This is a genomic window from Methylobacterium sp. yr668, from assembly GCF_900116245.1.
Lineage (GTDB): Bacteria > Pseudomonadota > Alphaproteobacteria > Rhizobiales > Beijerinckiaceae > Methylobacterium.
In genome coordinates this window covers 31,677-51,737 of sequence record NZ_FOZY01000001.1, presented here as the reverse complement: position 1 = coordinate 51,737, position 20,061 = coordinate 31,677, and the positions used below count along the sequence as shown (strand labels likewise).

Below are 20,061 nucleotides of genomic sequence, written 5' to 3'. Positions count from 1 at the left end.
CCGGGCGTCACGGGTGCGCGAGCACCCGGTAGATTCCATCCGGATCGTCGCGGCCGGTGGCGACGGCGCGCGCGAGATCCGAGACGACGCGCGCCGCCACGGGCAGGCGGTAATGCAGCGCGTCCCAATAATTCGCGTCCCGGGTCGTCAGCGGCGAGATCCGGCGAAAATCCACCACGACCGCGCCCCGGCTCTTCCCGATCGCCGCAGCGCGCGCCTTGCAGGCTTCCTCGCGACGGCCCGCCGCCGATCCCGGTGAACCCTGCGCCCCCGCATGCACCGGCATGAAGGCCACGATCTTCAGGGCCTCGGCGGGCACGCGACCGAGGAGATCGTCCAGGCGGTCTAGGGCCGGCATCGGCAGCTCGGGGGCGTCCGCCGCCGAGTCCACGCGGCCTGCGCGGATATGGGCCTGGGCGCGTGCGAGGTCGTAGCGCGCCTCGGGCGGCGTGAAGACCGCGTAGCCGTCTCCGCGAATCCGCGCCCGCGTCAGCCCGAGATCGGCGAGTCCGGCCCGGACGGCCGTCGTGACCGAGCGCAGGCTGACCTGACGCAGGACATCGCCGGGCACGCGGTCCGCGTAGAGCCAGTCAGGAAAGGCATGGGCGGTCCGGGCCGGCGGATCGGCGGCGCACCACGGGGCATCGAGGCCGAACAGGACCGCGCGGATCGGCCGGCGGGCCAGGAACAGCGCGGCGAGCCGGCCCTGCTCGTCGGGCGTCGCGGCATTCACCGCCAGATTGGCGAACCGGACACCGAAGGCCGCGTCGAGAGCCTGCGGGTCGAGCAGTCGCGCCGTCGAGGTGCCAAAGACCGCCGCGTCGAACGGCCCCCCGCGGGCGATCTGCGGATAGGAGAGCCGCTGATTGGCATCCATGATCGGTCCCGGCGGATGCCCGGGCGCGGCCCGCAGTCCGTAGGGATCGACCGCGGCCACGAAGCCGATCAGCGCCAAGCCCATGAGGGTGGCGCAGACGAGGAAGCTGCGCGCGAAGCCGACCCATCCAGCGGGTCGCCGGCCGGCTCGATGGTGAGAGGACGGATCCATCGGGCGGCTACATACGCCGTTCGACGGGCCACGTCGCGGGCATCGCGTGCCCGGCCGCACCGTGGAGGCGGCGGTCGCGCCGACCTGACCCATCCCGCCGGTCGACCGTTCGATACGGGCGAGACGACAAAGCGCGTGAACCGATCGGCCGCCGCCCGTATAGACGGACGAAGGCGTTGCCCGGCACGAGTGGGCGGCGTGGGGAGTCGGCATGACGTTCACGGCACACAACATCCGCCTCGCGGACGGGTCCGAGACCTTGCCCGAGGCGGGCTGGCTGATCGCCGACAGCCCCTGGACCCAGGCGGCCCTGCGCTCGCTCCGGCTGTTCTACGGGCACAGGCTGGCCGGCCGGTCGATCGTCGATCTGGGCTGCCTCGAGGGCGGCTACACGCTCGAATTCGCCCGCGCCGGGATGCGCGCCACCGGTGTCGAGGTGCGCCGATCCAACTTCGAGAACTGCCTGCGGGTCAAGGATGGGGCCGGCGTCCCCGACCTCGCCTTCGTCAACGACGACGTGTGGAACCTGGCGGCCCACGGCCCCTTCGATGCCGCCTTCTGCTGCGGACTGCTCTACCATCTCGACAGGCCGGCCGCCTTCATCCGCCTCATGGCCGAATGCGTGCGCGACGTGATCATCCTGCACACGCATTTTGCGACCGACACGAACGAGGCCCTGTTTCAGCTCTCGCCGCCCGCCGAGAACGAAGGTCTGCCGGGTCGCTGGATGCACGAGCACGATCTCGACGACACGAGCCAGCTCGAGGCGCACAAATGGACCTCGTGGAGCAACAAGCGCTCTTTCTGGCCCACCAAGCCGGCCCTGATTCAGCTTCTGAAGGAGTGCGGCTTCGACATGGTCTACGAGCAGTACGACATGCTGGGACGCGACATCCGTGGCTCGATGGAGAGCGGCTACTACCACCAGCAGGGCCGGAGCATGTTCGTGGCCATGCGGACCTGAGCGGCAGCCGGGGGACATAAATTTAGAATTCACCATCTCCAAAGACTTGTACTGATGAGTTCAGTACGCATGTGATCCGCAATGTCCGCTTAATTCCTGCGGCGGATAAATGGCGACATCGGCCTTATTTCGCAAAGTCCCGCCGCCATGTTCGCGACGAGCCTCGCCCTGTGGGTGATAGCCATCCTGCTTCTGCTCGCTTGGTTGCATCTGCAGGAGCGGATCACCGAGCGGTGTCGCCGCGCGATCCGACCGCAGATCGAGCGCCTGATCATCGAGAACCGGTGGATGGAGCACCACGCGCGCGGAGCGGCCGCGTTCGAGGCGCTCTGGGACCGGGAACTCGTCAGGCTGCACCGCGCCCATCTCTCGCGCCCGCTCCGCGCCGTCGTCCGGTTCCGCGGCTTCAGGCGTCTGGTCAGCGCGGAATTCGCGTCGATCCTGCCGGCCGAGGTCGCGTCCTGGACCTTCGTCGACCGCGTGAGCGCCTCGCAGGCGCATTACGAGGCGCTGATGCTGCGGTGCCTGAAGGCGGCCGGCTGGCGCCTGGATTACCAGGATCAGGACCACTTCGTGCTCCTCCGGGCCCGAAAGCGCGTCGTTGTTTGCCTGCATTGGGCGGATCGCGACGTCGCGTGTCTCCCGATCTCGGACGTCGCGGCGGCGGCGGAGCGCGCCGGGTCGACCACGGCGTGCGTGATGACCAATGGCCGGTTCAGCGGCGCGGCGCGCGCCATGGCGGAGGAGCAGAACGTCCTGGCGCTGCACTGCTCGCAGATCGACCTGCTGCTGCCCCGGGACAAGTCGACGGTCGCGCCCCGCACGGCCCGCGGAACCGGTTTCAAACTCGCCGCCTGACCGCGCTCGGACCCCGCGTCGTGCGATGAGGGCCCATGAGAACGACGACAACCCGCACGGCCGCGCGCCGGGTCCATTCCTCGACGCGCCTCCCTCTGTGCGGCCGATGAACTGACCGGCGCGCACGCTTTCGTCAGGGAGAGGCGCGTGCTCCTCTACGCATCGAGCGACCCGGGGCTCGCCCGCCAGTCCGCCGTTGCGGGCATCGTCTTCCGCGATCGGACTAACGCTCGCTTCACCATCCCGGCCGGACGCTGAGGCCGAATCGTGGTCCGAGCCGTTGAGGCGCATGGATCAGTCCGCAGCCCTCAGAACGGACCACCCCGCGACCGAACAGGACGCCCTCGCCGAGTTGCCGGCGGGCGATTTCGTCAGGCGATGGCGGCAGATCACCGGCGAGCCGCCGGCCATTCTCCTGAGCTCACGGTCCGAGATGATCGCGCTGCTCGTGGAGAGCGTGCCCATGGCGCCCCTGATCCCGCAGGGCGAGAGCCCCGGCACGGCGGGGTCCGGGGAGACTCCGTCCCAGGATCGCGGCTCGGACGGGCCAGACGGGGCGGCCTCAGGATCCGCCACGCGCAGTGATCAGCGGGGCGCGAGCCAGGGACAGGCCTGATGCGGAGCCGGGATGGCGCGACGCCTTCGGTCCGGTCGAGGTGGCCGCGTTCGCGAGAGTCTGGGAATCCGCGGACGCTGACCAGCGAGGCCACGCGTCATCCGTCCGGAAGGCCCTTGCGAAGGGTGACAGTCCGTTCTCGCTGAACTTGATATCGCGGGAATTTTGGTCGGAGTGGCAGGATTTGAACCTGCGACCCCCACGTCCCGAACGTGGTGCGCTACCAGACTGCGCTACACTCCGAAGGCCGTCCCGCGTGTCCGCCAGGGCCGGCGAGCGGGTGTATAGCCGCGCCTTTCCCGCACCGCAAGCGCGCTGTTGCGCCTTTTCAGCCCAGATGATCGGGCCAGTCGTCCGGGAGACGGTGGCAGGTGATCTCCGCCTCCGCGGATCGGGTCGCCACCGTGGCGACGTGATCGCGCCCGCAATCGACCTCGGCCAGGCTCCACGGACCGTCCAGGTTCCAGGACGCGTCGCCGACGGCCCGGAGAAGGCGCGGCGCTTCGGGCGGAACGCTGACGCTGAACCGGTCGAGGGGCAGCGACAGGCCGCTGCCCAAAGCCTTCACCACCGCCTCCTTGCGGGTCCACAGTCCGAAGAAGCGCCGCTCGACCGCGCTTCGCGGGGCCCCGGCCAGGGTCGTCACCTCGTCGGCGGCGAAATGGGCCGCCGCGATCCGCAGCGCGTCCGCGATCGGCCGCACGGCCTCGACATCGACGCCGATCGCCGCGCCGCGGGTGAGCCCGATCAGAGCGCGCGCTCCGGAATGGGAGAGGTTGAAGTCGGCGGCGCCCCGTGCCGGGCCCGCGAGCTCCGGCTTGCCGCCGGCTCCGGCGGCGAGCTCGACGTCGGCCGGCGCGAGACCGAGCGCGTCGCCGAGGACCAGCCGCAGCGCGGCGTGGCTGGCGCGGAACCGCGCCCGATCCGCCGGGCGCAGGAAACGGTCAGCCCGCGCGCGCTCCGCGGCGTCGAGGACGGCATCGCACCGGTCGACCTGGCTCGGAGACAGGACGAGGTCGACGATCCAGACCTGCACCGCGCTCACGCGACACCTCGCGAGGCGGGAGCTGGGGCGCTAGCGTCGGGAGAGCGAAACGGCACGGGCGACGATCCGATGGGGCAGGAATGAGCAGCATCGGATCGCGGCCCGTCTCGTGCAAGAAGCGCCGCGCGCGGTGACGCGGTCCAGCGCGGATCTCCGCGTCGGCCTCGCGGGTCGGCCGAGCCTCGGCGTGCGGCCCGTCCGCTACGGGGTGTTCTTCGCCATCTACCTATACCAGGGCCTCGTCGCGGGTTTCTCGCTGACGGCGCTCGCCAACCACCTCGCGGCCAGGGGCGTCCCGGCGACCGAGGTCGGGCTGCACTTCGCCCTGGCCGGCCTGCCCTGGACGCTGCAGCCGCTGCTGTGGGGGCCCTGGGTGGACCGGGCCGGGGACACGCGGATGGGACGGCGCCGGCCCTTCGCGGTCGCCGCACTGGTCGGATGCCACGCGACGCTGGCGCTGCTCCTCGTCGCCGGGGGCGACGCCGTCGGCGCGCTCGGCTTGGTCTTCCTCGTCCACAGCCTGTTCGCCTCGCTCCTCGATACCGCCTGCGACCGGATGATCATGGACCACGTCCCCACCCGGGAACTCGGCCGGGTCAGCGCCTGCACCCGCGCGGGCTTCGTGGCCGGAACGAGCCTCAGCGCCGCTGTCTTCGGATGGACGCTCGCGAACTGGGGCTTCGCCGCGAGCGCCCGCTGGCTGCTCGTCGCCGCGATCGTCGCGAGCCTGCCGATGCTGCTGGTCCGCGAGGCGCCGGCCGATCCGCTCTGGTCGCTCGAGCGCCGGGGACCGGCGCCGCGGCGCCTCCCGTTCCGCCGCTTCCTGCGCCGCACCGTGATCGCCCTGCGCCGCCCGCGCGCCCTGCGGCTGCTCGCCCTGTGCTTCGGCCTCGACGCGGCCCTCGGCCTGTTCGAGCTGCCCTTCTCGATCGACCTCCTCCAGCGTCAGGGCTGGGAGGCCGCGAGCCTGTCGCGTCTCCAGGCGGTCCTGACCCTGGTGAGCGGCACGGCCGGCGCCGTCGCGGTGGGACTCTGGTCGGACCGCGCGGGCGCGGCGTCGCCGCTGCGCGCCCTGCTGCTAGGCAGTGCCGTCACCTTTGTGCTGGCCGGGGTCCTGATCGGCGGCGGCCTCGTCGGGGCCGCGGCGCCGGCGATCCTGGCGCTCACCAGCGTGCTGCCCGGCCTGCTGATCGTCGCCCTGATGCCGGCCCTGCTCGCGGCGAGCCGGGGCCGCCCGGGCGCGGCCACGCAGTTCGAGGTCTACATGGCGGCCATGAACCTCGGCTCGGTCGCCGGGACGGCGGTCGCGGGCTGGCTGGCCCCGGTCCTGCAGCTGCAAGCAATCGCCGCCCTCGTCGCCGCGACGTTCTTCGCGGCCTTCCGGATGGCGGGGCGCGGCGATCTGCTCGGCGCCCGCCGGTAAGGGAATCGGGGATCGCGCGCCGCGGCCGGCTCCCCGCCGGCCGCCGATGCGTTAGAACCCCGGCATGGCCGTCACGAAATCCGAACCGCTCGATCTCGACCTCAGCGCCGAGGAAGCGCGCGCCGAGTACGCGCGGCTGTCGGACGCGCTCCTGGAGGCCGACCGCCTCTACTACCAGGAGGACGCGCCCGAGATATCGGACGCCGAGTACGACCGGCTGCGCCGCCGTCTGGAGGACATCGAGGCCCGATTCCCCGATCTCGCCGGCACGGGCGCCGCCAGCACGTCGGTCGGCGCCAAGCCGTCGGAGAAGTTCGCCAAGGTGCGGCACGCGGTGCCGATGCTCTCGCTAGGCAACGCCTTCGACGACGCGGAGGTGGCCGAATTCGTCGCGCGCGTGCGCCGCTTCCTCGGCTGGCCGGACGACGCCCCCCTCGCCTTCACGGCCGAGCCGAAGATCGACGGCCTGTCCCTGTCCCTGCGCTACGTGAACGGCCGGCTCGACACCGCCGCCACCCGCGGCGACGGCGAGGTGGGCGAGAACGTCACGGCCAACGCCCGCACGGTGCAGGACATCCCGGCGGTGCTCGCGGGGTCCGGCTGGCCGGAGATCTGCGAGGTGCGCGGGGAGGTCTACCTGTCCCACGCCGACTTCGCCGCCATCAACGCCCGGCAGGAGGCGGCCGGCAAGCCGCTCTTCGCCAACCCGCGCAACGCCGCCGCCGGCAGCCTGCGCCAGCTCGATCCCGCGATCACCGCGTCCCGGCCGCTGCGATTCTTCGCCTATGCCTGGGGCGAGCTGTCGGCGCCGATCGCCGACACGCAGACCGGCGTGCTGGAGCACTTCGCGGCCTGGGGCCTGCCGGTGAACCCGCGGACCCAGACCTGCACCGACACGGAGGCGATGCTCGCCCATTACCGCGGCATCGAGGCCGACCGGGCCGGGCTCGGCTACGACATCGACGGCGTCGTCTACAAGGTCGACGACCTCGCGCTCCAGAAGCGGCTGGGCTTCGTCTCGCGCTCGCCCCGCTGGGCGCTCGCCCACAAATTCGCTGCCCAGGAAGCCACCACGGTCGTCGAGGACATCGTCATCAATGTCGGCCGCACAGGCTCGCTGAACCCGCTCGCCAAGCTCCGTCCCGTGACGGTCGGCGGCGTCGTCGTGTCGAACGCCACCCTGCACAACGAGGGCTACGTGAAGGGCGTCGGCGCCGACGGCGAGCCGATCCGCGACGGCCGCGACATCCGCGTCGGCGACACGGTCACGGTGGTCCGGGCCGGCGACGTCATCCCGAAGGTCATGGATGTCGACCTCACGAAGCGCCCGGCCGACTCGCGGCCCTACGCCTTCCCGGAGACCTGCCCGGCCTGCGGCAGCCGCGCCGTCCGCGCCGTCAACCCCCGCACCGGCCGGCCCGACGCGGTGCGCCGCTGCACCGGCGGGCTGATCTGCCCGGCGCAGGGCGTCGAGCGGATGAAGCACTTCGTGTCGCGCAACGGTTTCGACCTCGAGGGCTTCGGCGAGACCTATATCGAGGTCCTGTTCGAGGCCGGGCTCGTGCGCCAGCCCGCCGACCTGTTCCGCCTCGACTTCGAGGAACTCAAAGCCGCCATCGTGGCGCGGCGCGAGGCGCTCTCGGCCGAGCGGCGCGCGGATTCGGGGACGGCCGAGCCGCCGAAGAAGGCCGCCAAGAAGAAGGGCGACGACGAAGACAAGGCGATCCGGAACCTGCTCGCCGCCGTCGAGGCGCGGCGCGCCGTGCCGATGAACCGCCTGCTCTTCGCCCTCGGCATCCCGCAGATCGGCGAGGCGACCGCCAAGGCGCTGGCGAAGCGCTTCGCCGACATGCCGACGCTGATCGCGGCGATCCGCGAGGCCGCGGCGGCGCAGCCCGGTCCCGACTGGGTCGAGCTCACCGCGGTGCCGCGGGTCGGGGGCACGACCCGGGACCGGCTCCTCGATCTCGGCTTCGCGGAGGACGACGCGGCGCCGGCCAAGGAGCGGGCGCGCCTGAGCGCCGTCCAGCGCGAGAACCTCCTCGCCCATTACGGCGACGTCGACGCGGTGCGCGCGGCGATCGCGCGGGCCGCGGCGCAGCGTCCCGGCGACGCCTACCGGGTCTTCGCCGACGACGGCGAGATCGGCCCGGTGGCGACCGACGCGCTGCTCCTGTTCTTCGCCGAGCAGCACAATGCCGACGCCGTCGCGGCCCTGCTCGACGCGGTGGCGGTGCAGCCGATGGAGCGGGCCGCCGCGGCCTCAGCGTTCGCGGGAAAGACCGTGGTCTTCACCGGCACCCTGGAGAAGATGACCCGCAACGAGGCCAAGGCGGTGGCCGAGCGCCTGGGCGCGAAAGTCTCGGGCTCGGTCTCGGCCAAGACCGACCTGGTGGTGGCCGGCCCCGGTGCGGGCTCGAAACTGAAGGACGCGCAGAAGCACGGCGTCCGGGTCGTCTCGGAGGACGACTGGCTGGCGATGGTCGCGCAGGGTTGAAGCCCGAGTCCGGGCGGCCTAGACCTCTCGGGGAACACCCCGAGAACTTCCACCCGGCATGGTTGAGCCTCGATGACGGTCCTGGCCCTCGACTTCGAGACGGCCAACGAGCGGCGTGACAGCGCCTGCGCGGTGGGTCTGGCCTGGATCGCCGACGGCCGCGTCGTGCGCCGCGAGAGCCACCTGATCCGGCCGCCCGAGATGCGGTTCGCACCGGGCAACATCCGCGTCCACGGGATCCTGCCGGCCGACGTCGCCGACAAGCCCGACTTCGCCGCCGTCATGGCGCCCTATCTCGGCGATCTCGGGCGGGGGCTGATCCTGGCGCACAACGCGAGCTTCGATATCGGCGTCCTGCGCGCCGGGCTGACGCGGGCCGGCCTGCCGGTCCCCGATCTCGCCTATCTCTGCACGGTCCAGGTGGCACGCCGGGTCTTCCCGGCGCCGGAGGGCTGCGGGCTCGGCAAGGTCGCGCGGCGCCTCGGCATCCGCTTCGAGCACCACAACGCCGGCGAGGACGCCTTCGCCTGCGCGGAGATCGCGCTCGCCGCGATGCGCGAGCGGGCGGTCGCGGACGTGCACGCCCTCGCGGCCGCGCTCGGCCTCCCGGTCGCGCGGGCGGTCGGCGGCCCAGCCGTGCCGCGCCGCGTGCCGGGTGCGATCAGCGCCCGGGCCGTGGCAAGCTTCCCCGACGCGCCGGCGGCCCTGCGGTTCGCCATGCGCGGCTCGACCGGCAACCGCTACCACGTCAGCCTGGAGGAGCGGCCGGGGGGACCGGAGCTGCGCTGCACCTGCACGGCCGGCCGCTACGGCATGCGCTGCCGCCACGTGAAGGCGCTGGAGGTCGGCGACATCACCGACCTGCTCTCGGACAATGCCGGCGACGTCGTGCTCCTCGCCCGCATGCTCGGCGCGAAGACCCGGGTCGCGGGCGCGGCCTGACCGGGCTCAGGCCGCGTCGAGGCAGGCGCGGAAGGCCGAGACGGCGCGGTCGATGTCGGCCGCCGAGATGTGCCGGTGCGTGACGAGCCGCAGCCGCCGCGGGCCGAGCGGGCGCGTGCGGATGCCGGCCGCGTCGAGATCGGCGACCCAGCGCGCGCTGTCCCGCCCGGTCCGAGAGAGGTCGACCTGCACGATGTTGGTCTGCGGCAGGTTCGCCGCGAGGCGCGGCAGGGCGTTCAGCCCGGCGCTCAGCTGCCGGGCCCGGTCGTGGTCCTCGACGAGGCGCGCGCCCATGACGGTGATCGCCTCGAGGCCGGCGGCCGCCACGATCCCGACCTGCCGCTGCGTCCCGCCGATCATCTTCCGCAGGCGCCGTGCCGCCGCGATCACCGGTCCGTCGCCGGCGAGCACGGCGCCGACCGGGGCGCTGAGGCCCTTCGAGAGGCACAGCGACACGGTGTCGACATGGGCCGCGAGGTCCGCCGGCGCGACCCCGAGATGGGTGGCGGCATTGAACAGGCGGGCCCCGTCGAGATGGACCTTTATGCCGCGCGCGCGGGCGATCTCCGCCACCGCGGCCATATGCTCCGGCGGCAGCACGGTGCCGCCGGCGGCGTTGTGCGAGGTCTCCAGCGCGATCATGGCCGTCGACAGCGGGCTCGCGCCCGGCCGGAGGGCGTCCTCGAGCCGGTCGAGATCCATGGCACCGTCGGTCCCGGCGATCCCGTCCAGGAACGCCCCGGTCAGGGTGGCGGCCCCGCGCTCGGTGTGGAGCATGTGGGCCTGGGCCTCGAGCAGGACCTGCTCGCTGCGCTGAACCTGGGCCAGGATCGCCAGCAGATTGCCCATCGTGCAGCTCGGCACGAACAGGGCCGCCGCCTTGCCGAGCATCGCGGCGGCGGTCTCCTCCAGCGCGCGGGCGGTCGGGTCGGCGTCGAGCCCGTCGTCGCCCAGCGGCGCCGACCGCATCCGGGCGTACATCGCCTCGGTCGGCCGCGTGACGGTGTCGCTCCGCAGGTCGACCACGGACAGTGCGTCCGTGGCTTCGCCGTGATCGTCTCGCATGTCGGTCTCGCCGCCCTACCGGTAGGCCGCCTCGTCGCCGGAATCGGTCGGGTTGGCGAGCGCCCGCTTGAGCACGTCGCTCATCGGCAACTCCAAGTTGATACCCTTCGGCGGGATCGGCTGCTCGAAATACTTGCCGTAGAGCCGCGCCACGGTCCCGTCCTGGATCAGCTCGACCACCGCCTTGTCGACCGCAGCCTTGAAGGCCGCGTCGTCCTTCGGCTCCAGGATCCCGTAGGGGGCGAATTCCAGGCCCTTGGTGCCGATCTTGTAATCCGCCGGCCGCTTGGCCCCCGCCACCGTGGCGTGGGCCAGGGCGTCGTCGTTGATGGCGCCCGCCGCGCGGCCGGTCTCCACGAGCAGGAACACCTCGGCGGTGTCCTTGGCCGGCATCACCTGGATGTCGAGCTTGTCGCGGACGTTGATCCGGGTGGCGACGCGCTGGGTCTCGCCGCCGGCCTGCGCCGAGATGGCCTTGCCGCGGAACGAGGCGATGTCGTCGACATCCACCGGCGTGTCCTTCTTGGCCACCAGCACCACCTGCGCCACGAAGGTGGTCGGCGCGAACGAGACCAGCTTGTGCCGCTCGGGCAGGTTGCTGGCGGTGCCGCATTCCAGGTCGATCGTGCCGTTGTTGATCAGCGGGATCCGGGTCGCCGACATCACCGGCACGTGGCGCACCTCGAGCTTGGGCAGGCCGAGCGCGGCCTTGAGCTTCTGCGCGACGTGTTCGCATATCTCCAGCGAATAGCCGACCGGCTTGGCGTTCTGGTCGAGGAAGCCGAAGGGCGGCGACGCGTCCGGGAAGCCGAGGCTGATCTGTCCGGTCGCGCGGATCTTGTCGAGGCGCCCCTCGGCGACCGACGGCGCGGCGAGGCCGGCCCAGCACAGAGTGGCCAACAGAAGCGGCAGCGTCCTCGACACGATCCGAACCCCCTCGCTATGTCTGAACCGGCGCAGCGCCCGGCCGCCCCGACGGGGAGTCGGCCCGAAGCTTTGCCGACCGATCCTAGGAGCGGCCGCGCGCGGGCGTCCAATGCCGATTCACCTGCCGAGCATACGGATCTGATATGGCCGAGCGGCGCATGACCTTCCGGCACATCGAGGCCTTCCGGGCCGTGGTGGCCACCGGGTCCATGACCGAGGCGAGCCGCCGGCTCCACACCTCGCAGCCGCAGGTCAGCCGGCTGATCGCGCAGCTGGAGGCGATCACCGGCCTGCCCCTGTTCGACCGCAGTGGGAGCCGGGTCGTCCCCTCCCTCGACGGGACGCGGTTCCACGCGGAGGTCGAGCGCGCCTTCGTGGGCCTCACGAGCCTGGAATCGGCGGCCGCGCGGATCCGGGCCTTCGGTGCGGAGCGGCTGCGGGTGGCGGCGATGCCGCGACTGGCGGGCGGGCTCCTCGCGCGCGCGGTCGTCCGCTTCCGGGCCGCGCATCCGGACGTGATCGTGGCGATCCATTCCGGCGACGACGAGACCGTGAACCACTGGCTCGCCACCGGCTCCTGCGACGCCGCGCTGACGATGCTGTACGGCGACGCCCCGGAGGCGCGCGCCGAGCATGTCGAGACGCGCGCCTGCGTCGCCGTCCTGCCGCGGGACCATGCCCTCGCCGCGCGGGAATCGCTCGCGCCCGCGGATTTTCAGGGCGTGCCCTTCGTCGCCGCGTCGCACGGGAGCGCCCTGCGCGGCCGGACCGAGGCCGTCTTCGAGGCGGCCGGCATCGGCCTGACCATCACCGCCGAGGCCGGCCTCGGCGCCTCGATCTGCACCCTCGTCTCGGCCGGGCTCGGGGTCAGCGTGATGAACCCCCTGGCCGCCCACGAGGAGGCGAAGGTCTCGCCGATCGCGATCCGGCCCTTCGCCCCCGCCCTCCCGGTGCATTTCGCGCTGCTCTTCCCCCCGGACCACGCCCTTGGGCGGCTTATGCGGGCCTTCGGTGCCTGCGCGCGCACGGTCCTGCTGGAGGAGCTCGCCCAGCTGCCGGACGCCGCGAGCGGGCGTCCGGCCGACGTCGCTCAGGCGGCGCGCTTCTCGGCGCCGGCGTAGAAGGTGCCCCCGCGCTCGGCCATGGCGGCCAGGTTGTCGGGCACGTGGAAACGGGGCCCGTGCTTGGCCTCGAGCGTCCGCGCGAGGTCGACGAAGGCCGCCGCGCCCATGAAGTCGATGTACGACAGGGCCCCCCCGGTGAACGGCGCGAAGCCGAAGCCGAGGATCGAGCCGACATCGGCCTCGCGCGGATCGGTGACCACGCCCTCGCCGACCGTGCGAGCGGCCTCCAGCGCCTGGACCACCAGGAGCCGCTGCTTCAGCTCGGTGAAGTCGACGGCGTCGGGATCGAGGCGGTTCGGCTGCAGGTCCTTCAGGCCGGGCCAGAGGCGCTTCGGCGCGCCCTCCGGGTAGTCGTAGAAGCCCTTGCGGTTCTTGCGGCCGAGCCGGCCCTGATTCTCCACCATCTCGGCGAGGATCGCCTTCTGCGCCGGGTCGACGGCGCCCTGCCCAACCTGCGCCTCGGTGGCCTTGGCGATCTTGAGCACGAGGTCGAGGGCGACCTCGTCGTTGAGCGACAGCGGCCCGACCGGCATGCCCGCCTGGCGGCCGGCGCTCTCGATCATCGCCGGCGGCACGCCCTCGAAGAGCATCTTGTGGCCTTCGAGGATGTAGGCGCCGACGCAGCGGTTGGCGAAGAAGCCGCGGGCGTCGTTGACGACGATCGGGGTCTTCTTGATCAGCCGCACGTAGTCGAGGGCGGTGGCGAGCGCCGCGTCCCCGGTCGCCTCGCCCTTGATGATCTCGACGAGCATCATCTTCTCCACGGGCGAGAAGAAATGGATCCCGACGAACTGCGCGGGCCGCTGCGAGGCCTTGGCCAGCCCGGTGATCGGCAGGGTCGAGGTGTTGGACGCGAAGATCGCGTCGGGGCGGATCACCGCCTCGACCTTCTGGATCACCTCGGCCTTCACCCGCGGATCCTCGAAGACGGCCTCGATCACGAGGTCGCACTCCGCGAGGGCGCCGTAATCCGCCGTGGCCTGGATCCGGCCGAGGAGCGCCTCCCGGTCGGCGGTCTTGGCGCGGCCCTTGTTGATCTGGCCGGTGATGAGCGTGTGGGCGTAGGCCTTGCCCTTCTCGGCCGCCTCGACCGACTGGTCGACCAGCACCACCTCGATCCCGGCCTGGGCGGTGACGTAGGCCACGCCCGCGCCCATGAAGCCGGCGCCGATCACGCCGACCTTTCGCAGGTTCGTGGCCGGCACGTCCTTCGGACGGCGCGCACCCTTGTTCAGCTCGCCCATGGAGATGAACAGCGTGCGGATCATCGCCGCCGCCTCGGTCGAGCGCAGGATATGCGCGAAGTACCGGCTCTCGACCCGCAGGGCGAGGTCCATCGGCAGCTGCAGGCCCTCGTACACGGAGGCCAGGATCGCCTTGGCGGCCGGGTAGTTGTCGTGCGTCTCGCGGCGGTAGATGGCGTTGGCCGGCGGCCAGATCATCATGCCGGCCGGCGAGTAGACCTTGCCGGACGGCGCTTTGAACTTCGGCACATCCCAGGGCGCCACAGCCGAGCCGCCCTCGCGGATCCAGGCCTTGGCGCGCTCCACGATCTCGGCCTGCGGCGCCACCGCGTGGATCAGCCCCATGCCCTTGGCCATGGGCGCGCGGATCTGCTCGCCCTTGAACAGCATCTGCAGGGCGTCGCCGGTCTGCATCAGGCGGGCGACCCGCTGCGTGCCGCCGCCGCCCGGGAACAGGCCGACCTTGATCTCCGGCAGGCCGACCCGGGTCTTCCCGTCGTCGGAGGCGACGCGGTGATGGCACGACAGCGCCAGCTCGAAGGCGCCCCCCAGGCACAGGCCCTGGATCGCCGCCGCGAAGGGCTTGCCGCAGGTCTCCAGCCGCCGGAACAGCAACGACAGGCGTCGGGAGGCCTCGAAGAAGTGGCGCATCGCCACCTCCTCGCCCTGCTCGGCCTTCAGCTGCTCGTAGGCCCGGCCCAGACCCTGGAGCATGGTGAGATCGGCGCCGCCGGAGAAATTGTCCTTGCCGGTGGCGATGACGCAGCCCTTGATCGCCGGGTCGGACGCGACCTGCTCGATGATCTGCTCGAGCTGGTCCATCACACCTTCGGTGATCACGTTCATCGAGCGGCCGGGCATGTCCCAGATCGCCAGAGCGACGCCGTCGGGATCGGTCTCGAAGCGGAAATCGGTCAGCGTCACGGTGCCGTCCTCCCTGGGTTCCGCCGACGATCCGCCGGCGCACTTGCATTAAGGTTGTGTTGAGCGCGTCCGGCCATTGTCTGCCGGCCGGGGTCACTCACCGAAAGCCGCACATGACGAAGGATTCCGGCTGCCGCGCCTGTCGCGCCGGCACCAAGCTCGACTTCGACTTCACGATGGCGTTCCAGCCGATCCTCGACCTCGCGGACGGCAGCGTCTGGGCCTACGAGGCGCTGGTGCGCGGCCCGAAGGGTGAGCCGGCCTACACGATCCTCGACCGGGTGACCGACGAGACCCGCTACCAGTTCGACCAAGCCGCCCGCGTCAAGGCGATCGAGCTCGCCGGCACGCTGTTTCCCCGCGACAGCGCCACCCGGCTGTCCATCAACTTCATGCCCAACGCGGTCTACGAGCCGAACGCCTGCATCCGCGCGTCGCTCGAGGCGGCGCGGCGCATCGACTTCGCACACCGGCGGATCATGTTCGAGTTCACCGAGCAGGAGCGCTTCCGGGACATCGATCACGTCAAGGGCATCGTCGCCGCTTACCGGAAGCAGGGGTTCCTGACGGCGCTCGACGATTTCGGCGCCGGCTTCGCGGGCCTGAGCCTGCTCGCCAATTTCCGCCCCGACCTGATCAAGATCGACATGGACGTGCTGCGCGGCCTCGACAGCGATGCCGGGCGCTACGCCATCGTCTCTGGCGTGGTCGCCATCGCCCGAGCCCTCGACGTGGCGGTGCTCGCCGAGGGCGTGGAGACCGCGGCGGAGCTCGACGCCCTGCGCAGCATCGGGATCACGCTCGTCCAGGGCTACCACTTCGCCAAGCCCCTCCTGGAGGGGCTGCCCCCGGTCGCGGGCTTCACCCCCATGGTGGCCGCGCGCGCGGCCTGACGCCGGACCGACGCGCGCGGCGCTCATCGCCTACTTCGGCGCCGGGGCCGGAGCCGCGGCCGGCGGAACCGTCGGCACCGGCGGGGCGCCGGGCTTCGGTCCGTTGTCGGTCGCCGCGGCCACCGCCAGCATGTTGAGCAGCTTGGTGACGGAGTTCTGCGAGATCGCCGTGACCGACGAGTTGGGGTCGGCGTTCATCGTCTGGAACTTGAGGTAGGTCGGGTCCGAGTAGATCTCGTCGAGGTGCTTGAGCTCGGCGAGGCTGAATTTCTCGGCGTAGTCCTTCGAGAGCCCCTGGACCATGAGGGTCCGCTGCTTCTCGAACTCGTCCAGCAGCTCCTTGCGCACGGCCTCGGCGCGGGCCTCCGGCATCGGCGCGACGGTCTTCTCCAGGGCGACGTTGAACCCGGTCTGGAGGTTCTTGATCAGGGTCTTGTTGACGAGGTTGGTGGCCGCGGCCACGCGGTCCGCCGCGTCATCGGCGCGGGCGGCCACCGGCAGGCTCAGGGTGACGCCCAGACAGAGCGTCGCAATCAGGCGGTTCAAGGGCTTGTCTCCCGTTGTTTTATCGTCCGGACCGCGAAAGGGCCGAGCGTCGCCCGCGCCTCTAGCAGCGTTCCCGGACTTTGGGGAGCGGCGCGGCGCCGCTCCCGAGCGCGCGGGGGTTCACACCCGCTCGATGATGGTCGCGGTGCCCATGCCGGCGCCGATACACAGAGTGACCAGCGCGCGCTCCTTCCCGGTCCGCTCCAGCTCGTCGAGCGCGGTTCCGAGGATCATCGCGCCGGTGGCGCCGAGCGGGTGGCCGAGGGCGATGGCCCCGCCATTCACGTTGACCGCCTCCGGGTCTAGGTCAAAGGCCTGGCAGAAGCGCAGGACCACGGCCGCGAAGGCCTCGTTGACCTCGAACAGGTCGATGTCCGAGAGGCTCAGGCCCGACTTCGCCAGCACCTTGCGGGTGACGTCCACCGGCCCGGTGAGCATCAGGGCCGGGTCGGACCCGATATTGGCGAAGGCGCGGATCCGGCCGCGCGGGCGCAGGCCCGCGGCCTCGCCGGCAGCGCGGGAACCGATCAGCACGGCGGCGGCGCCGTCGACGATGCCGGAGGAGTTGCCGGCGTGGTGGACGTGCTCGACGCTCTCCACGTCCGGATGCGCGTCCGTCGCGACGGCGTCGAAGCCGCCCATCTGGCCCATCTGCACGAACGAGGCCTTCAGCGCGGCGAGCGACTGCATGTCGGTGCCGGGGCGCATGTGCTCGTCGCGGTCGAGGAGCGTGATGCCGTTCACATCGCGGACCGGGACCACCGAGCGGTCGAACAGCCCCTCACCCCAGGATTTCGCCGCGCGCTCCTGAGAGCGGACCGCGTAGGCGTCGCAATCGTCCCGCGTGAAGCCGTACTTGGTGGCGATCAGGTCGGCCGAGACGCCCTGCGGCATGAAGTAGGACTTGATGGCGATCGCCGGGTCGACCGGCCAGGCGCCGCCCGAAGCGCCGATGCCGATGCGACTCATCGATTCGACGCCGCCGCCCACCGCCATCTCGTGCTGGCCGCTCATGACCTGCGCGGCGGCGAAGTTCACCGCGTCGAGGCCGGAGGCGCAGAAGCGGTTGATCTGCACGCCCGGCACGTGCGCGCCGTAATCCGCCACGAGGGCGGCGGCGCGGGCGATGTCGCCCCCCGCCTCGCCCACCGGATCGACGCAGCCCAGCACCACGTCGTCGACGAGGCCGGTATCGAGTCCGTTGCGGTCCTTGAGGGCGCGGAGCGCGGTCTCGGCGAGCCGCAGGGCGGTGACTTCGTGGAGGGAGCCGTCCGCCTTGCCGCGCCCGCGCGGCGTGCGAACGTGGTCGTAGATGAAGGCGTCCGTCATCAGCACTCCCTCGGGGCGTCGATCTTCGCCGGTCGGCGACGCGGCCTTACAGGGCCGTCTCGGTTCGCGCCAGTCTGCCACGGCGCGCGCGCCCTCGGCCAGCCCCGATAGCGGGGAGCCGGCGAAGGGCGCGTGACAGCGGGGGTGGTTTGGTCGTGCTCGTCCGGGCTCGGCCAGATCAGCCGGGTGCCCGGCCGTCCCCGCGCCCGCCCGGATCGAACCTGCTCCTGAAAGAGCAAACTCAGCCCGGACGCGATGCGGGAAATCTCGCGCGTTCGACTAGTCCTGAAGCATCCGCTTCAGCAGCTCGACCTCGTCGCCGAGCACCGAATCTTCGCCGATCTGCTTCTCGATCTTGCGCACGGCGTGCAGCACCGTGGTGTGGTCGCGGCCTCCGAAGCGGCGGCCGATCTCCGGCAGCGAGCGCAGCGTCAGGACCTTCGACAGGTACATGGCGATCTGACGTGGCTTCACCACCGCGGCGGTGCGCCGTTCCGACAGGATGTCGGACCGCGAGACGTTGTAGCGCGAGGCGACCAGCTTCTGGATGTCCTCGATCTTGATCCGCTTCGGCTCGCGGTTCTTCACGAGGTCGCGGATCGCGCTCTCGGCCGTCTCCATCGTCACGGCGGTGCCGGTGAGCGTGGCGTGGGCCAGCAGGCGGTTGACCGCGCCCTCGAGGTCGCGGCCGTTGGCGGTGATCGCGCGGGCCACGTAGGCCGCCACCTGCGGTGAGACGTCGAAGCCCGGATGCGCAGCCCGCACGGCGGCGAGGCGTGCCGACAGGATCGAGACGCGCAAAGCCTCGTCGAGGGCCGTGATCTCGACCACGAGGCCACCGCCGAGCCGCGAGCGCACCCGCTCGTCCAGGGCCTCGAGTTCGGTCGGGGGCCGGTCGGAGGCGACCACGACCTGACGGCCGGCATCGATGAGCGCGTTGATCGTGTGGCCGAACTCGGCCTGAATCGACTTGCCCTGGATGAACTGGACGTCGTCCAGGATCAGCAGGTCGATGCCCCGCAGCCGCTCCTTGTAGGCAAGCGCCGACTGGGTCTTCAGGGCGTTGACGAAGCCGTACATGAAGCGGTCGGCGGTCAGGTAGATCACCCGGCGGCCGGCCTCGCGGGCGGCGTGGCCGATCCCGTGCAGCAGGTGGGTCTTGCCCAGCCCGACGCCCGCGTGGAGGTAGAGCGGGTTGTAGAGCGCGCCCTCCCCCTGGTGATTGGCGACCCGCTCGGCGGCGGCGTGCGCCAGCGCATTCGAGCGCCCGATCACGAAGCTCGCGAAGGTCAGCCGCGCGTCGAGCGGCGTGCCGCTCAGGTCACCGCCGGCCTCGGCGCCGCGCGCCTCGGGCGTCGGCGCGACCGCGGCGACCGGCATCGGCGCGCTGGTCGCGTGGAGGCGGGCGAGCGGGCCGCTGACCGGGCCTGCCTTCGCGGCTCCGACGGCGACCGGACGGACCGGGGCCCCGGTCCCGCGCACGCCGACCTCGATCCGCGCGATCTCCTCGACCTCGGCCTTGAAGGTGTTGAGCACGCGGTCGAGGTAGTGCGACTCGATCCAGCTCTTGAGGAAGCGGGTCGGGACCGTCAGGCGGGCGGTTCCGCCGGCCACGGCCTCAAGCTCCAGCCGGGCGAACCAGCTGGCGAACACGTCCTCGCCGAGTTCGGCCCGCAGCCGGCGCTTCACCCGGGCCCAGGCAGACCCGTAATCCGTGCTGCCGCCGCCGTTGCGGCCCCCGTCGTCGTCGCTCGCCACCGTTCCGTCGACACGCATCACTGGCTCTCCCGACGCTGCCCACGGAATCCCGCAGGCGGCGCGTACGCACGAATTACGCCCTCAGCGTCCCGCAAGAACGGGCGGGACAGAGTCCTCTGGACGGAGTCAACCCCACCGCGAGGAACTTTTGCCGATTGGGAGAGCCTATCAACAATTACCTACGGTTCCTTTAACAGTGGGACTTGTGGGGACGGCGCCGATTCCCATTCGCAAGTGTTCCCGCGGGAGCTGAACACGGCGGCTAGAGTCTTGGCGAATCAGATCGATTCGCTGGAGTCCCGAAATCGTCGTGTTTTGCTTGCCCGGTGTCAGTTTCTGTTAAGCTACACGCCGTTTCCGGGAACCGCAATCGTGCCGATTCTTGGATAGGGTTAACGCTTTCGACTCATGCGCCGCCGGCAGCGCGCAGCCCGATCCGGACAGCGCGCACGAAAAAGCCCGGCGCGAAGGCCGGGCTCGAGACCGTCTCGGTTGTGCGTGGCGTCTTAGGCGGCGAGCGCCTTAACGCGGGCGGCGAGGCGCGAGACCTTCCGCGAGGCATTGTTCTTGTGAACGATGCCGTGCTGTGCGGCGCGCATCATCTCGGGCTCGGCGGCGCGGAGTGCGGCCAGCGCGTCCTGCTGGTTACCGGTGGCGATGGCCTCCTCGACCTTGCGGACGAAGGTCCGCATGCGCGAGCGGCGCGAGCGGTTGATCGCCGTGCGCTTGGCGATCTTGCGGGTCATCTTCTTGGCCGAAGCGGTGTTGGCCATGTACGTCCTCGTGTTTCTCGTCGGGCGATGCCGACGGGCCGGCTGTGCCGGAAATCGGTCGTCGCGTCAGGTTGTCTGGCGATGG

The 20,061-nt window shown here is 71.4% G+C and carries 17 protein-coding genes and 1 tRNA gene; 8 read left to right on the top strand and 10 right to left on the bottom strand.

All coding sequences use genetic code 11. From position 1 onward, the window contains the following. Window positions 1–7: 7 nt before the first annotated feature. The gene (locus tag BM419_RS00245; protein WP_091924283.1) at window positions 8–1,048 is read right to left on the bottom strand and encodes a hypothetical protein; all 1,041 of its coding nucleotides are present in this window, start codon (window positions 1,046–1,048) and stop codon (window positions 8–10) included. A 211-nt stretch (window positions 1,049–1,259) separates the two neighbouring features. Between BM419_RS00245 and BM419_RS00240 the strand changes: the two genes are divergently transcribed. From BM419_RS00240 to BM419_RS00230, 3 genes are all read left to right on the top strand, one after another. Next, window positions 1,260–2,012: a class I SAM-dependent methyltransferase gene (locus tag BM419_RS00240; protein WP_091924280.1), complete on the top strand. Its 753-nt coding sequence runs from the start codon at window positions 1,260–1,262 to the stop codon at window positions 2,010–2,012. A gap of 147 nt (window positions 2,013–2,159) precedes the next feature. Further along, the gene (locus BM419_RS00235; RefSeq protein ID WP_091924277.1) at window positions 2,160–2,870 is read left to right on the top strand and encodes a restriction endonuclease; all 711 of its coding nucleotides are present in this window, start codon (window positions 2,160–2,162) and stop codon (window positions 2,868–2,870) included. Between the two features lie 289 nt (window positions 2,871–3,159). Further along, window positions 3,160–3,486 (top strand): hypothetical protein, encoded by a 327-nt coding sequence (locus BM419_RS00230; protein ID WP_091924274.1) that lies wholly within the window; start codon window positions 3,160–3,162, stop codon window positions 3,484–3,486. 166 nt (window positions 3,487–3,652) lie between these two features. Here BM419_RS00230 and BM419_RS00225 read toward each other — a convergent pair. Together BM419_RS00225 and BM419_RS00220 are read right to left on the bottom strand one after the other, a co-directional pair. Next, a tRNA-Pro gene (locus BM419_RS00225) sits at window positions 3,653–3,729 on the bottom strand. Window positions 3,730–3,814: 85 nt separating this feature from the next. Then, entirely contained in the window at window positions 3,815–4,531 is a 717-nt protein-coding gene (locus tag BM419_RS00220) for a 4'-phosphopantetheinyl transferase family protein (protein ID WP_091924270.1), read from the bottom strand. Window positions 4,532–4,661: 130 nt separating this feature from the next. Between BM419_RS00220 and BM419_RS00215 the strand changes: the two genes are divergently transcribed. From BM419_RS00215 to BM419_RS00205, 3 genes are all read left to right on the top strand, one after another. Next, entirely contained in the window at window positions 4,662–5,954 is a 1,293-nt protein-coding gene (locus BM419_RS00215; protein ID WP_091924267.1) for an MFS transporter, read from the top strand. Between the two features lie 64 nt (window positions 5,955–6,018). After that, entirely contained in the window at window positions 6,019–8,451 is a 2,433-nt protein-coding gene (gene ligA / locus BM419_RS00210; protein WP_091924264.1) for an NAD-dependent DNA ligase LigA, read from the top strand. Between the two features lie 72 nt (window positions 8,452–8,523). After that, a complete protein-coding gene (locus tag BM419_RS00205) occupies window positions 8,524–9,393 on the top strand; it encodes a 3'-5' exonuclease (protein WP_091924261.1) in 870 nt (289 codons plus the stop codon). A gap of 6 nt (window positions 9,394–9,399) precedes the next feature. On the opposite strand, the gene BM419_RS00200 is transcribed toward BM419_RS00205, so the two are convergent. Then, window positions 9,400–10,458, bottom strand: a complete 1,059-nt coding sequence (locus BM419_RS00200; RefSeq protein ID WP_091924258.1) for a GntG family PLP-dependent aldolase — start codon at window positions 10,456–10,458, stop codon at window positions 9,400–9,402. 15 nt (window positions 10,459–10,473) lie between these two features. Continuing rightward, window positions 10,474–11,358 carry an amino acid ABC transporter substrate-binding protein gene (locus tag BM419_RS00195; protein ID WP_056522091.1) on the bottom strand — a complete coding sequence of 295 codons (885 nt, stop codon included), beginning with the start codon at window positions 11,356–11,358 and terminating at the stop codon, window positions 10,474–10,476. A gap of 185 nt (window positions 11,359–11,543) precedes the next feature. Here BM419_RS00195 and BM419_RS00190 point away from each other — a divergent pair, with 185 nt between their 5' ends. Beyond that, entirely contained in the window at window positions 11,544–12,506 is a 963-nt protein-coding gene (locus BM419_RS00190; RefSeq protein WP_244540677.1) for a LysR substrate-binding domain-containing protein, read from the top strand. Here the strand turns inward: BM419_RS00190 and BM419_RS00185 are convergent. Next, on the bottom strand, window positions 12,476–14,677 hold the full coding sequence (locus tag BM419_RS00185; protein WP_091924247.1) for a 3-hydroxyacyl-CoA dehydrogenase NAD-binding domain-containing protein: 2,202 nt from the start codon (window positions 14,675–14,677) through the stop codon (window positions 12,476–12,478). The two genes, BM419_RS00190 and BM419_RS00185, sit on opposite strands and share 31 nt — an antisense overlap. Before the next feature lie 113 nt (window positions 14,678–14,790). On the opposite strand from BM419_RS00185, the gene BM419_RS00180 reads away from it, so the two are divergent. Next, window positions 14,791–15,570, top strand: coding sequence for an EAL domain-containing protein (locus BM419_RS00180; protein WP_020091385.1), 780 nt, complete (start codon window positions 14,791–14,793; stop codon window positions 15,568–15,570). A 30-nt stretch (window positions 15,571–15,600) separates the two neighbouring features. Here BM419_RS00180 and BM419_RS00175 read toward each other — a convergent pair whose 3' ends face one another. The 4 genes from BM419_RS00175 to rpsT all read right to left on the bottom strand — a co-directional run bounded on the left by BM419_RS00175 (window position 15,601) and on the right by rpsT (window position 19,976). After that, window positions 15,601–16,116, bottom strand: coding sequence for a hypothetical protein (locus BM419_RS00175; protein ID WP_020091384.1), 516 nt, complete (start codon window positions 16,114–16,116; stop codon window positions 15,601–15,603). Between the two features lie 120 nt (window positions 16,117–16,236). Beyond that, on the bottom strand, window positions 16,237–17,445 hold the full coding sequence (locus BM419_RS00170) for an acetyl-CoA C-acetyltransferase (protein ID WP_026604659.1): 1,209 nt from the start codon (window positions 17,443–17,445) through the stop codon (window positions 16,237–16,239). 279 nt (window positions 17,446–17,724) lie between these two features. Continuing rightward, entirely contained in the window at window positions 17,725–19,221 is a 1,497-nt protein-coding gene (gene dnaA, locus BM419_RS00165) for a chromosomal replication initiator protein DnaA (RefSeq protein WP_091924244.1), read from the bottom strand. Between the two features lie 488 nt (window positions 19,222–19,709). Beyond that, the gene (gene rpsT, locus BM419_RS00160; protein ID WP_007561677.1) at window positions 19,710–19,976 is read right to left on the bottom strand and encodes a 30S ribosomal protein S20; all 267 of its coding nucleotides are present in this window, start codon (window positions 19,974–19,976) and stop codon (window positions 19,710–19,712) included. Window positions 19,977–20,061 lie beyond the last annotated feature (85 nt).

Coding starts and splice junctions, on each gene's coding strand:
- BM419_RS00190 (WP_244540677.1), top strand. CDS start 11,544: ATGACCTTCCGGCACATCGAGGCCTTCCGGGCCGTGGTGGCCACCGGG.
- BM419_RS00180 (WP_020091385.1), top strand. CDS start 14,791: ATGACGAAGGATTCCGGCTGCCGCGCCTGTCGCGCCGGCACCAAGCTC.
- BM419_RS00240 (WP_091924280.1), top strand. CDS start 1,260: ATGACGTTCACGGCACACAACATCCGCCTCGCGGACGGGTCCGAGACC.
- dnaA (WP_091924244.1), bottom strand. CDS start 19,221: ATGCGTGTCGACGGAACGGTGGCGAGCGACGACGACGGGGGCCGCAAC.
- BM419_RS00200 (WP_091924258.1), bottom strand. CDS start 10,458: ATGCGAGACGATCACGGCGAAGCCACGGACGCACTGTCCGTGGTCGAC.
- BM419_RS00245 (WP_091924283.1), bottom strand. CDS start 1,048: ATGGATCCGTCCTCTCACCATCGAGCCGGCCGGCGACCCGCTGGATGG.
- rpsT (WP_007561677.1), bottom strand. CDS start 19,976: ATGGCCAACACCGCTTCGGCCAAGAAGATGACCCGCAAGATCGCCAAG.
- BM419_RS00170 (WP_026604659.1), bottom strand. CDS start 17,445: ATGACGGACGCCTTCATCTACGACCACGTTCGCACGCCGCGCGGGCGC.
- BM419_RS00235 (WP_091924277.1), top strand. CDS start 2,160: ATGTTCGCGACGAGCCTCGCCCTGTGGGTGATAGCCATCCTGCTTCTG.
- BM419_RS00205 (WP_091924261.1), top strand. CDS start 8,524: ATGACGGTCCTGGCCCTCGACTTCGAGACGGCCAACGAGCGGCGTGAC.
- ligA (WP_091924264.1), top strand. CDS start 6,019: ATGGCCGTCACGAAATCCGAACCGCTCGATCTCGACCTCAGCGCCGAG.
- BM419_RS00230 (WP_091924274.1), top strand. CDS start 3,160: ATGGATCAGTCCGCAGCCCTCAGAACGGACCACCCCGCGACCGAACAG.